Origin of the sequence: Erwinia sp. Leaf53 (assembly GCF_001422605.1) — a bacterium.
Classification (GTDB): Bacteria; Pseudomonadota; Gammaproteobacteria; order Enterobacterales; family Enterobacteriaceae; genus Erwinia.
In genome coordinates this window covers 326,571-341,162 of sequence record NZ_LMLK01000001.1, presented here as the reverse complement: position 1 = coordinate 341,162, position 14,592 = coordinate 326,571, and the positions used below count along the sequence as shown (strand labels likewise).

Here is a 14,592-nt window from a genome sequence, read left to right as displayed (position 1 = left end):
GCTCCCGGGTTATTTAGCGAGGTTGAAGACTTTCAGCTTGCTGGCGTTGCTTTCATCAATCAGCACGCAGTCCATCAGCTGCTTCTCTTCTTTCTGCGCTTTGCCATGGGTCAGGTAGTAGTCGGCCTGTTCAATCGCCATCTGCGCCTGCGCCCAGCCCGGCTGCAGCACCGTGGCCTTGATGTTGCCTTTGTTGATAATCGAGTCGCGCACGTAGTCGCTGCCGTCAAAGCCAACCACGATCACGTTGGTTTTGCCCGCGGCTTTCAACGCGGCTTCCGCGCCCAGCGCCATGGTGTCGTTACCGGAGATCACCCCAACGATGTTCGGGTTTTTCTGCAGGATGGTTTCCATGCGGCTGAAGGCTTCGGTCTGGCTCCAGTTGGCGCTCTGCTGCGCGACCATCTTCATGTCTTTGTAGTCATCCAGCACGTCGTGATAGCCCTGTGAACGCACGCCGGCGTTGGTGTCGGACTCTTTGCCCAGCAGCTCGACGTACTCCCCCTTACCGTTCAACAGCTTGGCAAACTTCTCCGCTCCCAGCTGTGCGCCCTGATAGTTGTTGGAGACGATCTGCGCCACCGCTACGCCGGTTTTGTTGATTTCGCGGTCGATCAGGAAAGTCGGGATGCCGGCATCTTTCGCCTTCTGCACCGGGCCAACCGTGGCGTCTGCCCCGGCGTTATCCAGCACGATGGCCTTCGCCTTACGGCCGATGGCGGTTTCAATCAGCTGGTTCTGTTTGCTCACGTCGTCATCGTGTGACGCCACCAGCGTGCTGTAGCCCAGCGCTTTGGCCTTGGCCGCCGCGCCGTCGGCTTCTGCTTTAAAGAACGGGTTATCGTGGGACGGGGTGATAATGACAATCAGCCCTTTGTCTGCCGCCAGGGCGGAAGCGCTGAGGGTCATGGCGGAAAGCAACAGGCCGGTAAGCAGGGTACGTTTCATTGACTATCTCCACTGTGAATAAATATTCATGCGTGATTTATTATTCTTTCATCATTGGTGATTGCTCAGATTTAGTCCAGATGTTCAGATCGAAAAGGAGAAGAGGATCACAGGGGATTTATTGATTTTCTTACTTATCAGTAAGATAAAACAGACAATTCATTTTATATCAATGATTTAAAACTGTGACAGAGGTAACGGTTGGCACGGTTTTTCTGTAAATAGCGCTGTTTTTACAGGGAAAATTACGGCGGAAAAAGTGTTCTGAATCATCCGTCGTGCAGGAAAAAATGAACCAGCAAACAGGATATGGGGTGATTCGGGTGGAAGCAGAGTCGTTCATCGTGAATAAAAGCCTGATGACCTGCTGCGTCGGTTTTTGCCAAATCGTAGCCGGTTATCTCTCAACAATAACCGGCTACGCGTTTAGTCTGGTGACGTTACTGCCCGAAAAACTTGATATCGGTTGCCGTCGGGATCGTCACGGCGCTGCCCGCTGGGATCAGTTCGCCGCTTTGCGCGTCAAAGCTGAAGCGGCTGATGCTGTTAGAGAAGACGTTTGCCACGTACAGCGACTGGCCGCTCTGGTCAAACGCCAGGGCGCGCGGCTCGATGCCGCCCGCGGCCACCGCGCCTTGCTGCTGCAGTCTCCCCTGCTCGTCGATACGGAATATCAGGATACGGTTATCCGCACCGCGATTCATTACCAGCAGCCAGCGGCCGTCCGGGCTGAGAACAATCCCGGAACCGCTTTTAAACGCCGTCTCATTTTTAGCGTACAACGGCAGGTTCTGCTGCTGCTCCAGCCCCTCTGCGGTGACCGTAAAACCGACCACTTCGGCAGACATCTCAGTCACCAGCCAGGCAAAGCGGCCATCGGCAGAGAACGCCATATGGCGCGGACCGCTGCCGGGCGGCAGCTGTACGTTGCGATCGGCGTCCGGCTGCAGCGGCAGCGCCTTGCTGGCCGCGTAGCGGTAAGCGTGCAGCAGGTCAGCGCCGAGATCGGCGACGTACAGCATGCTACCGTCCGGGCTGAACGTCACCGAGTGGGCGTGGCCGCTGGCCTGGCGATCGGCCACCGCGCCGGAACCGGCGGCATAAGGGAACTCCTGCACCGACTCAGACAGCGCGCCGTTGTTCGCCACCGGGAACACGGCGATGCCGGCACCACCTGGCGCGACCGAGTAGTTGGCGACGATCAGAAAACGGCCGTCCGGGCTGAGCGCCGCGTGGGTGGGCTGCTGCCCGGGGCTGCTGACCGAGTTAACTACCGAGAAACGTCCGTTTGCGTCACGCGCCAGCGCGGTCACCGCGCCGTTGACCTCTTCGTTGGTGACCCAGGCAAAGCGGCCGTCCGGCGAGCTGGCGATCCACGACGGGCTCTTCATCTTCAGTACGCCGTTTATCTCCAGCGAGCCGTCGGGGTGGCGGGTGAGCTGGTACAACCCCTCGCTGGGTTTTTCCGGTTGCTGTACCCGCGGATCGTCCGGCACCGAGGTCCAGCTCCCTGCCAGTGCGCTTTGCGTTGTCATTATGGGTGTTTCAGCCTGCACGCTCTGCGCGTGGGTTATAGCGGTTGCCGTTGTCATGATCATCATTACCAGTAAGCCTGTTCTGCCGGGTGATAAACGTGGAGACATTGTAACACCTCACCATCAATGAATTATTTCATCCCTCCATATCGTCGGCTGGCAATGACCAGACCATTAAACGAGGGTATCATTCAGGGTAGAAGATATCTGTTTTTCAACGAAGAATTAAGTGCAGGAAGGAGACCCAGGGCACAAAAAAATCTGACTGGCGAGGTCAGGTTTTTTATTTTCCCACTCATCCTGTAATGCTCGCGCCGGTGTCAGCCCCCCCCTTCCTCACCAGTCAGACAGGTTACTGAAATATATATTTCCATCTTTTTCACAAGAGCGTTATCACTACGTTTTGGCAGAAAAAATTAATTAACCTGTTACACGAAGAAATAATAAGACCGCTGTTACACGCAGGAATAATAAGACCGTGGTTTTTATATTTTACAATGCCCTTCTGATGCTACTTCCTGATGCGCCAGATAATTAAACTGCTGCAACCCGCCATCTGTGACCAACAGCGCAATATAAACAATTATCCACTCTGTACCATTATTTCCGCAAATTATGTACAAAAAATACTCTGCACACAGGGCTACCATCGCCGGGTAATAGCGTTTTCTGAATATTAATCCGCTAAGGAGAGTCAGCAATGGCCAAAAATATCGATAAAAAGAGAGTAATTAATGACGCCAGCATCGAAGAAAAAGTCAGCCTGCTCTGTGGCAAAGGCTTATGGCGTATGGGGCAGATCCCCCGCTTCGCGACACCCGACGTGGTGATGACGGACGGCACCTACGGCGTGCGCTACAGCGAGTCGCAGATAGACCAGGGAGAGGGGCTCTCCTGTCGCGAATTTTTCGAAGTGGTCGCGCAACGGCCGGTCGGCAGTGAGCCACAGCGTGGTGCGGAAGCGTCGGCACAACAGGGCAACGATCCCGGCCTGCAGCTGTTCGGCACCAGTAAACCGGCTACCTGTTTTCCTAACGGGGCCAGCGTGGCCTGCAGCTGGGATACTGAACTGATGAGAAAAATGGGCGTGGCGCTGGCCGAAGAGTGCCTGGAGATGGGCGTCAGCATTTTGCTCGGCCCCGGGATCAATATCCGCCGCACGCCGCTGGCCGGGCGTGCGTATGAGTACTACTCAGAAGATCCCTTACTGAGCGGAGAGTTGGCGGCGGCACTGATCGACGGCCTGCAGAGCCAGGGGGTGGGGGCCTGCCTGAAACACTTCGCCTGCAATAACTCAGAGATCCGTCGCACCCAGATGGATTCGGTCGTCGACGAGCGGGCGCTGCGGGAGATTTACCTGGCCGGTTTTCGCCGGGCGATTGAAAAATCCAATCCGTGGATGGTGATGACCTCCTACAATCTGCTCAACGGCGTGCAGACCTCCGCGAATCCCTGGCTCACCCACCAGGTGCTGCGTGACGAGTGGCAGTATCAGGGTATTGTGGTATCTGACTGGTATGCGGTGAAACACCGTCCGGCGTCACTGCTGGCCGGTAACGATCTCTCCATGCCGGAAACCCAGACTGACAAAACCGAGCTGGCGGCAGCCGTGGCCAGCGGGCAGGTCCCCCTCAGCCAGCTCGATTTATCCGTAAACCGGGCGCTCGATCTGCTGGAAAAAGCAGAACAAAACAAACGCCCCGGCTTTAAGGCCGATTTTGAGCAGCATCATAAACTGGCGCAGCAAATTGCCGCTGAGAGCCTGGTGTTGCTGAAAAATGAGGGGCAGATCCTGCCGCTTAACGCTGCCCGGCATAAAAAAATCGCCGTAATCGGCCACCCGGCTACCCGGCCGGTGATTCAGGGCAACGGTTGTGCCACCACCCATCCCTGGAAGCTCGATACCCCGCTGGATGAAATCATGCAGCTGGCGGGAGATTTTGATGTCAGCTGGGCACCCGGTACCGCCAGCAATGACAGCAGCGATGCCAGCGCTCTGCGTACCGCCGCCGAGGCAGCGGCCAGTGCCGATCTGGCCATTCTGTTTGTCAGTACCCCGATTGGTGAAGATGGCGAGAACAGTGACCGCGAACATCTGTCCATCCAGCCACAGCATGAAGAGCTGTTGAATGCCATCGCCCGCGTGCAGCCGGAACTGGTGGTGGTGATCGCTAACAGCGAATCGGTGGTCATGCCGTGGCTGGCGAAGGCCCGTGCCGTTATTGAACTGTTTTTTGCCGGCCAGGGGATGGGTAAAGCGGTTGCTCAGGTGCTGCTGGGCGAGGCGAATCCCTGCGGCAAGCTGACGGTCACCGTGCCGAATACGCTGGAAGAGACCCCCGCTTTTCTGACCTATCCCGGTGATAATAACCGCCAGTACTACTCAGAGGGGCTTTACGTTGGCTATCGCTATTACGACAGGCGTAAAATAGAGCCGCTGTTTCCGTTTGGTTTTGGCCTGAGTTACACCACCTTCAGCTATGAAGAGATCGCCCTTTCCACGACCCGGCTGCGGCCGGATGAGACGCTGACGGTAAGCGTCACGCTGAAAAACAGCGGAGACCGGGACGGGAAAGAGATTGTACAACTGTATGTCGCCCCGCCGCACGGCAGGCTGGCACGGCCGGAGCAGGAGCTGAAAGGCTTTGCCAAACTGGAGATCGCTGCCGGTGAGCGCCGGACCGCCTCGATTGAACTGGCCGCGCGCGACCTGGAAATCTGGGATCCGGCTTCAGAGCAGTGGAGAATTGAGCCAGGTGTCTACCGCCTGCTGGCCGGGAAATCATCACGAGATATCGCCCTGGTCGCCACCCTCACCGTGATGGCTGACCGCCTGCCCGCGCCGCTCAGAGAAGACTCTTCACTGACTGATTTGCTTGAACACCCTGCCGCTTTTGAACGGGTTTGCCAGCTGTTCAGCCGAAAAAGCGGCCGATCGCTGCATGAAGCGAGGAAAACGCTGGAACTGAACGCACCGGACCTGTTTACCAGCGTATTTATCAGCCTGGCGACCATTTTTGAACTCGATATCTCACGCGATGAGCTCAACGAGGTGATTAATGGCTGAGCATCATCCGGTCAGTGCTGCCCCCGAAGGGGGCAGCCAGCGGACAGCCGACCCTCTGTCGCAAAACCTCCCGACGATCGCGCTCAGGGAAAAGCTCAGCTATGGCTGCGGCGATCTGTCATCCAACCTGATGTGGGGGGTAACCGCTTCATTTATCCTTTACTACTACACCGACGTCTATCAGATTGCCGTGGAGCGGGTTGCCCTGATGCTGCTGGTGGTCAGGGTGATCGATGCCTGTTTTGATCCGCTGGTAGGCTGGCTGATTGACCGCAGCCGTGATGCGGATATGGTCAGGCGGCTGATCGCCTGGCTGGCGGTGCCGTTCGGGCTGATTGCCTTACTGGCTTTTCTGCCACTCCCGCTGTCCGACAACGGCAAGCTGGCCTGGGCCACGCTGACGTACACCTTACTGGGTGCCATTTACGCGGGCATCAATACCCCCTACGGCATCCTCAGCAGCCTGATGACGCCCCATCCGCAGCAGCGAGTGGTGCTGAATGCCTTCCGCGCGATGGGATCGCAGAGCGGCATGCTGCTGATCGCATTGCTGACCCTGCCCGCCGTTCACTGGCTGGGCGGCGGTAGCAGCCAGCAAAATGAGCTGAAAGGATTTCCGCTGTATATGGCCGGCGTTGGCGCGTTGGGCTGCGGGCTGTGGTTTGTCACCCTGAAGGGCTGTGTTATCCGCTATCGGCCGGAACCACACCGCTTTCCGCTGAAAATCCTGCTCGGGGCGCTGCTGAAAAACCGGGACTGGCTGCTGTGTACCCTGGCCTTCGGGCTTTACTACATTATTCTCAGCGCATTTTACTCCTTCGCCCTCTACTTTGCCCGTGGCGTACTGATGCAGAGCACGGCGTTTGGGGGGTATATCCTGACGCTGATCACCTTCTTTTCGGTAACGGGCAGCGCCTGTGTTCCCCTGCTGATCCGCTACGTCAGCCGCAGAACGCTGTTGCTGGCGGGCTATGTTTGTCAGGCCGCGCTGCTGATACTTATCGGCCTGATTCCGCTCACCCCCCTGCTTTTTATGCTGTTGTTTCCACTGGTGGCGCTGCAGCTGGGAGTTAACTCGCCGATCTACTACTCCATCATCGCCGACAGCATTGACGCAGGGATGGCGAAAACTGGCGTACGTACGGCAGGTCTTGCCTGGTCGCTGAATACCCTGATGACCAAAGTCGCTTATGCCGTAGGCGGCTCTCTTCTTGCCATGATGCTCTCTCTCGGCCATTACGATCCCCAGGCGCTGATCCAGAGCGAACTGACCGCCCGTTATGTAAAAATAGGCTTTATCTGGATGCCGCTGATGGTCTACCTGATCTCGTTGCCGGTGATCTGGCGGTTGCCTCGCGATCGGCAAACTGCCAGCAATAAGTGATTTTGTGCACAGTTTTGCGTACTGAGGCTTGAGCTGAACGCTACTAATGTAACAAATTGGTTAACGGTCTGATGCTCCTGCCCGTTCCGCATGGGCATCCGGTCTGCAATATGGACAAAGTCAGGAAGTGATGTGTAAACATCACTTTTTTTTGCGCCAAATGGCCTGACCATTAGACCTGTAAAAAGTGCAATCTTCCGTCATCTGCCTGAACACAACATGACAATAACGAGAAACAGAGGGTACGTATGTCTTCAACATCAGAGGTTTTGCCTGAAACCACCCGCAGAGTGCTGGGGCTGCCTGCATCATTCTTCCTGCTCGGCATTTCATTAATTTCGATTATTCTCGGTTACACCATTCTCGGCATTAAGCTGGAGGCGCTGCTGTGCATCACTGCGGTGCTGAACGCCTTTGTCGCCATGTGGCTGGGCTACAGCTTCCAGGACATCATTGATGAAATCGTGAAGAAATTTTCTCAGGCGCTGCCGTCACTGATGATCGTGATGTGCGTTGGCGGGGTGATTGGCGTGTGGATGAGCTCCGGCACCATCCCGTACCTGATCACCATCGGCCTGAAGATTATTAACCCGCAGTATCTGGTGCTGATTACCTTCCTGGTCACCAGCATCGTCGCCACCTGTACCGGCACCTCGTGGGGCTCGGCGGGCACCATCGGCGTGGCGCTGATGGGCGTGGCGCACGGGCTGGATGCCAACCTGGCGGCGGTGGCGGGTGCGGTAGTCGGCGGTGCTTACTTCGGCGACAAAATTTCCCCGCTCAGCGGCTCCTCCAACTTTGCGGCGATCGTTAACAACCTCGACCTCTACGATCATATCCGCCACCTGTGCAAAACCACGATCCCGGCTTACCTGATCTCTGCGGTGATCTACTTCTTTATCGGTTTCTGGAGCCAACCGGGCAGCGGCAGCCTCGCTTCCGCACAGCAAACCGTCGATCAGATCCACCAGCTTTATCACACCAGCTGGATCCTCGCGCTGCCGATCTTTATCGTACTGGCCGGTGCGCTGTTGAAAAAACCGGTGATCCCGGTTCTGCTGTTTACCACCGCCATCTCAATGCTGATCGCCTGGTTTACTCAGGGCATCGGCCTGATTGAAAACCTGAATATCTGGGTTTCCGGTTTCAGCGTCAGCACCCTGACCGATAACCCGGAAGCGGTACCGGCCAGCATTCGTCTGCTGCTGGAGCGCGGTGGCGTGGCCTCGATGATGTCGCTGATTCTGGTGATCCTCTGCGCCTTCTCCTTCGCCGGCCCGCTCACGCTGACCCGCGCGCTGGATATTATCATCGGCTACTTCACCCGCATCGTCACCAGCGCCGCAGGTCTGATCTTCTCGACTATCGCCGCCTGCGTGGCGCTGATTGCCGCCACCGGCAACAACAATATCGCCTGCCTGCTGCCCTCGGAACTGTTCAGAAAAGCCTATGAACAGAACGGGCTGCACCGTAAAAATATCTCCCGTACCGTGGAAGACGCCGCCACGGTGATTGAACCACTGATCCCGTGGACCGCGGCCGGGGTGTTTATGGCCGCGACGCTGAACGTGGCGACGCTGGATTATGCCCTGTGGGCCGTGCAGTGTTACGCCGGCTTAATCATTGCCGCTTTCTACGCCGTCACCGGGCTGTGCATTGCGAAAATCGACCCAACCGAAGAAATTAAGGACTAAACGTGAGCAATACAACCTATCTCCCGAGCTGGGACAGCCTTGACCAGCGCCAGACGCCGGCATGGTTCAACCAGGCAAAATTCGGAATCTTTATTCACTGGGGGGTGTTCTCCGTACCCGCCTGGCGCAAAGTTGATAACTCGCTGTTTGGCTCTTACGCCGAGTGGTATTACGCCAGCGTTTACGGTAGCTATCGCAATAACGACGATGATTTCCATGCAAAGCATTACGGCAGTGATTTCCTGTACCGCGACTTTGCGCCGCAGTTTAAGGCAGAGCTGTTTGATGCCGATGCCTGGGCGGCGCTGTTTAAGGCCTCCGGCGCGAAATATGTGGTGATGACCACCAAGCACCACGACGGCTACTGCATGTGGCCGACCACCAACGCCCACAAGAAAAACTGGAACAGCGCTGACGTCGGGCCGCAACAGGATCTGCTGGGTGCCGTCACCACGGCGGTACGCGACAGCGGGCTGAAGATGGGGATCTACTACTCGATCATCGACTGGGAGACCAACTGGAGCCACCGCGCCGAGGGTGGTTACTTTGTGCCGGAAAAAGATCGCCTGAAGTTCGGTATCGATGAACAGCGTTATCCACAGGAGATCCTGCTGCCGCAGCTGAAAGAGCTGGTGAACACCTATCAGCCCTGCCTGATCTTCTCCGACGGCGGCGAGTGGGATCTCAGCGAGGAGTTCAGCCAGACCAAAGAGTTCCTCGCCTGGCTGTATAACGACGCGCCAAACAGGGATGAAGTGCTGGTGAACGACCGCTTCTTTAGCGGCATGCCGGGCAATCACGGCGACTACTACAGCACCGAATACAACGATAAAGAGGGCTTCGGCAAAACCCATCCGTGGGAAGAGAGCCGCGGCATTGGCAAATCCTACGGCTTTAACCGCGCCGAACAGCTGGAAGATTACTGCACCTCGCAGCAGCTGGTAGAGCAGCTGATCGGCATCGTCTCGAAGGGCGGCAACTTCCTGCTTAACGTGGGCCCGACCGCCGACGGCCGCATTCCGACGCTGCAACAGGAGCGCCTGCGCGATATCGGCCGCTGGATGGACGTTAACGGCGAGGCTGTCTATGACAGCCAGATCGGCGGTCGTCTGCAGAGCGACGATGCACGCTGCGCCTTCACCCGCGTGGCGGAGGCTGACTACCTGATCGTTAACAAGTGGCTGAGCGAACCGCTGACGCTGAACCTGCAGGCGGGCTACCGGCCGGCTGTCTGTCAGCTGCTGTGCAAGGGTGAGGCGCTCGAAGTGCCGTTCTCCATCAGCGACAACACCCTGACGCTGCAACCGCTGCCATATCAGTTCGACCGCGGGCTGGAGTACGCCTTTACCTATAAATTTACCGCGTAAACCGGCATAACGGCCAGCCAGTCTGGCCGTTACCACAGCCGGTGCTGCTCTGCCCTGCGGCCCCTGTTCTGAGCGCGTAGACTGCTGTACGACGGCTTTTTTTCCTGCCAGCTGCCCCTCTCACTCTCCCTGATGCTGACCTGACTGCCGTTGCAGTGTGGAGCAAGGGATTTTCCCGGATCGTTAATGAGATCTTAATCACACAATTCAGCCACTTAGCCGTGCGGTAAAACCGCTTACCGCCGCCTGCCACCGCTCATCCGCCAATATCACCGCTTAACGACAATTCCCGCCTTTCAACTGGGATTTCCGTCACCCTTAACGGGCATAAAAAAATAATCCCTTTACCCTACTCAGCCTCACCGGCCGCCTGCGCCGGACGCGCTGATAACCAGGTTACTTATGAATAAAAATACCGCTCTCCGGCACCTGCCGTGGATGTTACTCGGCATACTGGGTGCCTGCTGCCTCGCCGTGGTGGCGCTGCGCCGCGGCGAACATATCAGCGCGCTGTGGATCGTCGTCGCCTCGGTGTCGGTCTATCTGGTCGCCTACCGCTACTACAGCCTGTATATCGCCCGGAAGGTGATGAAGCTTGACCCGACCCGTTCCACACCGGCGGTGCTGAATAACGACGGGCTGAACTACGTACCGACCAACCGCAACGTGCTGTTTGGTCACCACTTTGCGGCGATCGCCGGGGCCGGACCGCTGGTCGGCCCGGTGCTGGCGGCGCAGATGGGCTACCTGCCCGGCGTGCTGTGGCTGCTGGGCGGCGTGGTGCTGGCCGGGGCGGTGCAGGACTTTATGGTGCTGTTTATCTCCTCGCGCCGCAACGGCGCCTCACTGGGGGAGATCATCAAGAAAGAGATGGGCCCGGTGCCCGGCACCATCGCGCTGTTCGGCTGCTTCCTGATTATGATCATCATCCTCGCGGTGCTGGCGCTGATCGTGGTGAAAGCGCTGGCGGAGAGCCCGTGGGGCGTGTTTACCGTCTGCTCAACGGTGCCGATTGCGCTGTTTATGGGCATCTATATGCGCTTTATCCGTCCGGGCCGCGTCGGGGAAATCTCGGTAATCGGCGTGCTGCTGCTGATCCTCAGCATCTGGTTTGGCGGTATCGTCGCCCACGATCCGTACTGGGGCCCGGCGCTGACCTTCAAGGACACCACCATCACCTTTACGCTGATCGGTTACGCCTTTATCTCGGCGCTGCTGCCGGTGTGGCTGATCCTTGCGCCGCGCGACTACCTGGCCACCTTCCTGAAAATCGGCGTGATCGTCGGGCTGGCGATCGGCATCGTGATCCTTAACCCCGAGCTGAAAATGCCGGCCATCACCCCGTATATCGACGGCAGCGGCCCGCTGTGGAAAGGCGCCCTGTTCCCGTTCCTGTTTATTACTATCGCCTGCGGCGCGGTCTCCGGCTTCCACGCGCTGATCGCTTCCGGCACCACGCCGAAGCTGCTGGCCTGTGAAACCGACGCGCGCTTTATCGGCTACGGTGCGATGCTGATGGAGTCCTTTGTGGCGGTGATGGCGCTGGTTGCCGCCTCGATTATCGAGCCGGGCCTCTACTTTGCCATGAACACCCCACCGGCCGGGCTGGGCATCACCATGCCGAACCTGCACGAGCTGGGCGGCGAGAACGCGCCGCTGATTATGGCGCAGCTGAAGGACGTTACCGCCCAGGCGGCGGCCACCGTCAGCTCGTGGGGCTTTGTTATCTCACCTGAAGAGATCCTGCAGACCGCGAAAGATATCGGCGAACCGTCGGTGCTCAACCGTGCCGGCGGTGCGCCGACGCTGGCGGTGGGCATCGCCCACGTGTTCGACAAAATCATGCCGGTGGCCGATATGGGCTTCTGGTACCACTTCGGCATCCTGTTTGAGGCGCTGTTTATCCTTACCGCGCTGGACGCCGGTACCCGCTCCGGCCGCTTTATGCTGCAGGATCTGCTGGGTAACTTCGTGCCGTTCCTGAAGAAAACCGACTCACTGGTGGCCGGGATTATCGGCACCGCCGGCTGCGTCGGCCTGTGGGGCTATCTGCTCTATCAGGGCGTGGTGGATCCGCTGGGCGGCGTGAAGAGCCTGTGGCCGCTGTTCGGCATCTCCAACCAGATGCTGGCCGCCGTGGCGCTGATCCTCGCGGCCGTGGTGCTGGTGAAGATGCAACGCACCCGTTATGTCTGGGTGCCGCTGCTGCCCGCCATCTGGCTGCTGATCTGCACCACCTGGGCGCTGGGCCTCAAGCTGCTCAGCAACAACCCGCAGCTGGAAGGCTTCTTCTTTATGGCCGGCGAGTATAAGGCGAAGATGGCGGCGGGCAGCGACACGCTGACCCCGCAGCAGCTGAGTAATATGCAGCATATTGTCATTAACAACTACACCAACGCCGGGCTGAGTATTCTGTTCCTGATCGTGGTGTACAGTATCCTGTTCTACGGCTTCCGCGCCTGGCAGAAAGCCCGCCGCGCGGACACCCGAACCGACTGCGAAACGCCGTACGTCGAGGTGCCGAAAGAGGGGATTAAAACCGTCTCCGGCCACTAAAGGCTCAATCCGGGCGGTGCCGTTAACGGCACCGCTTTTTTCGTTACGGAGAGGAATATGTTTGATAACTTAGGCGCGGCAAAAAAGTATCTCGGCCAGGCCGCGCGGATGCTGGTCGGCATCCCCGACTATGATACCTACGTTGCCCATATGCAGGCCAATCATCCGGACCAGCCGGCGATGACCTATAAAGAATTTTTCCGCGAGCGCCAGCAGGCGCGCTACGGCGGCGATGGTAAAGGCGGCATGCGCTGCTGTTAAGGAACGTTATGAACCCGATTGCAGTTACGGTACTGACCGGTTTTCTCGGTGCCGGTAAAACCACCCTGTTACGCCATATTCTGCACGAACAGCAGGATTACAAAATTGCCGTGATTGAGAACGAGTACGGCGGCGTGGCGATCGACGACCAGCTGATTGGCGACCGCGCCACGGAAATCAGAACCCTGACCAACGGCTGCATCTGCTGTTCGCGCGCTAACGATCTGGAGGATGCGCTGCTCGACCTGCTCGACGGGCTGGATAACGGCACGCTGGCGTTTGACCGGCTGATTATCGAGTGCACCGGCATGGCCGATCCCGGCCCGATTATTCACACCTTCTTCTCGCACGAGGTGCTGTGCCAGCGCTACCTGCTGGACGGCGTGATTACCCTGGTGGATGCGGTGCACGCCGCTGAACAGCTGGGGCGCTTCAGCCTTGCCCAGGCGCAGGTCGGCTACGCCGACCGTCTGCTGCTGAGCAAAACCGACGTGGCCGGCGACAGCGCGGAGCTGGTTGAACGCCTGCAGCGCATCAACGCCCGCGCCCCGGTCCATCCGGTGGTTAACGGCCAGATCGATCTGGCGCTGCTGTTTGACACCCGCGGCTTTATGCTGGAGGAGCAGGTGGTGCAGCCCGCGCCGCGCTTCCGCTTTATCGCGCCTGCCCAGCCGATGATCGCCTCTCTGGTGGTTGAGCTGGACTACCCGGTGGAACTGGCGGCGGTGTCGGCGGCGATGGAAGAGCTGCTCGGCGGCTTTGCCCAGGATCTGCTGCGTTATAAGGGCATGCTGTGGATCGCCGACCAGCCGTGCCGGCTGCTGTTCCAGGGCGTGCAGCGTCTGTACAGCGCCGACTGGGACCGCGAGTGGCAGCCGGAAGAGACGAAGCGCAGCACACTGGTGTTTATCGGCCAGCAGCTGCCGGAATCGCAGATCCGCGGCACCTTCGAGGCGCTGCGGCCGCGTTAAAGGGTAAGCTCAGCCCGACTGCTGCAGGACGCCGGCGGCAAACGCGTCACCCGGGCAGTGCCCGGCTGAGCCTGAACCGTGGCTGCCACAGTCACAGCCCCAGCCGCTCCTTCAGCGGCTTCAGGTAGCGGCGGCTGACCGGCACCGTCTGGCCGTTGCGCAGCAGCAGCTCCGCCTGGCCGTTATCCTCCAGGCGGATCTCGCGCAGGTGCGCCATATTCACCAGGTGCTGACGGTGGCAGCGCACCAGCGGCGTGCGGTTCTCCAGCGTGCGCAGCGTCAGCTCGGTAAAGCCCTCCCTGCCGTCCTGACTGGTGACGTACACGCCGCTCAGCCGGCTGCTGACAAACGCCACCTCCTCCATTGGCAGCAACCAGATACGGCTGTGGCCGGTGCAGGGGATAAACTTCAGCGGCTCCGGGCCTTCCAGCGCGGCGATATTCTGCAGCGGCCGCACCTCGCGCAGGCGGGCGAGGGTTTTTTCCAGCCGGGCGGGATCGACCGGCTTAAGCAGGTAATCAAACGCGTGCTCCTCAAACGCCTTCACCGCGTACTCATCAAAGGCGGTCAGAAACACGATCCAGGGGCGCTGCTGCGGATCGAGCATACCGGCCATCTCCAGCCCGCTGATGCGCGGCATCTGAATATCGAGGAACACCACGTCCGGCCGCAGCCGGTTGACCGCGCCCATCGCTTCAATGGCGTTGGCGCTCTCCCCCACAATGGTAATATCGGCCCGATCCTGCAGCAGCACGCGCAGGTTCTCGCGCGCCAGCGGCTCGTCATCGACGATCAGTACATTCAGCATA

The 14,592-nt window shown here is 58.7% G+C and carries 10 protein-coding genes; 7 read left to right on the top strand and 3 right to left on the bottom strand.

Annotated features, from left to right (window positions below; all coding sequences use genetic code 11):
• Window positions 1–9: 9 nt before the first annotated feature.
• Together ASF13_RS01475 and ASF13_RS01470 are read right to left on the bottom strand one after the other, a co-directional pair.
• Window positions 10–948 (bottom strand): D-ribose ABC transporter substrate-binding protein, encoded by a 939-nt coding sequence (locus ASF13_RS01475; RefSeq protein WP_056231686.1) that lies wholly within the window; start codon window positions 946–948, stop codon window positions 10–12.
• A 440-nt stretch (window positions 949–1,388) separates the two neighbouring features.
• Window positions 1,389–2,483, bottom strand: coding sequence for a lactonase family protein (locus ASF13_RS01470; RefSeq protein WP_056231684.1), 1,095 nt, complete (start codon window positions 2,481–2,483; stop codon window positions 1,389–1,391).
• Window positions 2,484–3,183: 700 nt separating this feature from the next.
• On the opposite strand from ASF13_RS01470, the gene ASF13_RS01465 reads away from it, so the two are divergent.
• The 7 genes from ASF13_RS01465 (at window position 3,184) to yjiA (ending at window position 13,783) form a co-directional block, all read left to right on the top strand.
• Complete coding sequence (locus ASF13_RS01465) at window positions 3,184–5,550, top strand: glycoside hydrolase family 3 protein (protein ID WP_056231682.1); 2,367 nt, start codon at window positions 3,184–3,186, stop codon at window positions 5,548–5,550.
• Window positions 5,543–6,934, top strand: a complete 1,392-nt coding sequence (locus tag ASF13_RS01460; RefSeq protein ID WP_056231680.1) for an MFS transporter — start codon at window positions 5,543–5,545, stop codon at window positions 6,932–6,934. The genes ASF13_RS01465 and ASF13_RS01460 overlap by 8 nt, the downstream gene beginning before the upstream one ends.
• Before the next feature lie 248 nt (window positions 6,935–7,182).
• Window positions 7,183–8,628, top strand: a complete 1,446-nt coding sequence (nhaC, locus tag ASF13_RS01455) for a Na+/H+ antiporter NhaC (RefSeq protein ID WP_072166253.1) — start codon at window positions 7,183–7,185, stop codon at window positions 8,626–8,628.
• A 2-nt stretch (window positions 8,629–8,630) separates the two neighbouring features.
• On the top strand, window positions 8,631–9,995 hold the full coding sequence (locus ASF13_RS01450; RefSeq protein ID WP_056231678.1) for an alpha-L-fucosidase: 1,365 nt from the start codon (window positions 8,631–8,633) through the stop codon (window positions 9,993–9,995).
• 402 nt (window positions 9,996–10,397) lie between these two features.
• Entirely contained in the window at window positions 10,398–12,551 is a 2,154-nt protein-coding gene (locus tag ASF13_RS01445; protein ID WP_056231676.1) for a carbon starvation CstA family protein, read from the top strand.
• Between the two features lie 57 nt (window positions 12,552–12,608).
• Window positions 12,609–12,812 (top strand): YbdD/YjiX family protein, encoded by a 204-nt coding sequence (locus tag ASF13_RS01440; RefSeq protein WP_056231673.1) that lies wholly within the window; start codon window positions 12,609–12,611, stop codon window positions 12,810–12,812.
• 8 nt (window positions 12,813–12,820) lie between these two features.
• Window positions 12,821–13,783, top strand: a complete 963-nt coding sequence (gene yjiA, locus ASF13_RS01435) for a GTPase (RefSeq protein WP_056231671.1) — start codon at window positions 12,821–12,823, stop codon at window positions 13,781–13,783.
• 91 nt (window positions 13,784–13,874) lie between these two features.
• Here the strand turns inward: yjiA and btsR are convergent, their stop codons facing one another.
• Window positions 13,875–14,591, bottom strand: a complete 717-nt coding sequence (btsR, locus tag ASF13_RS01430) for a two-component system response regulator BtsR (RefSeq protein ID WP_056231668.1) — start codon at window positions 14,589–14,591, stop codon at window positions 13,875–13,877.
• Window position 14,592 lies beyond the last annotated feature (1 nt).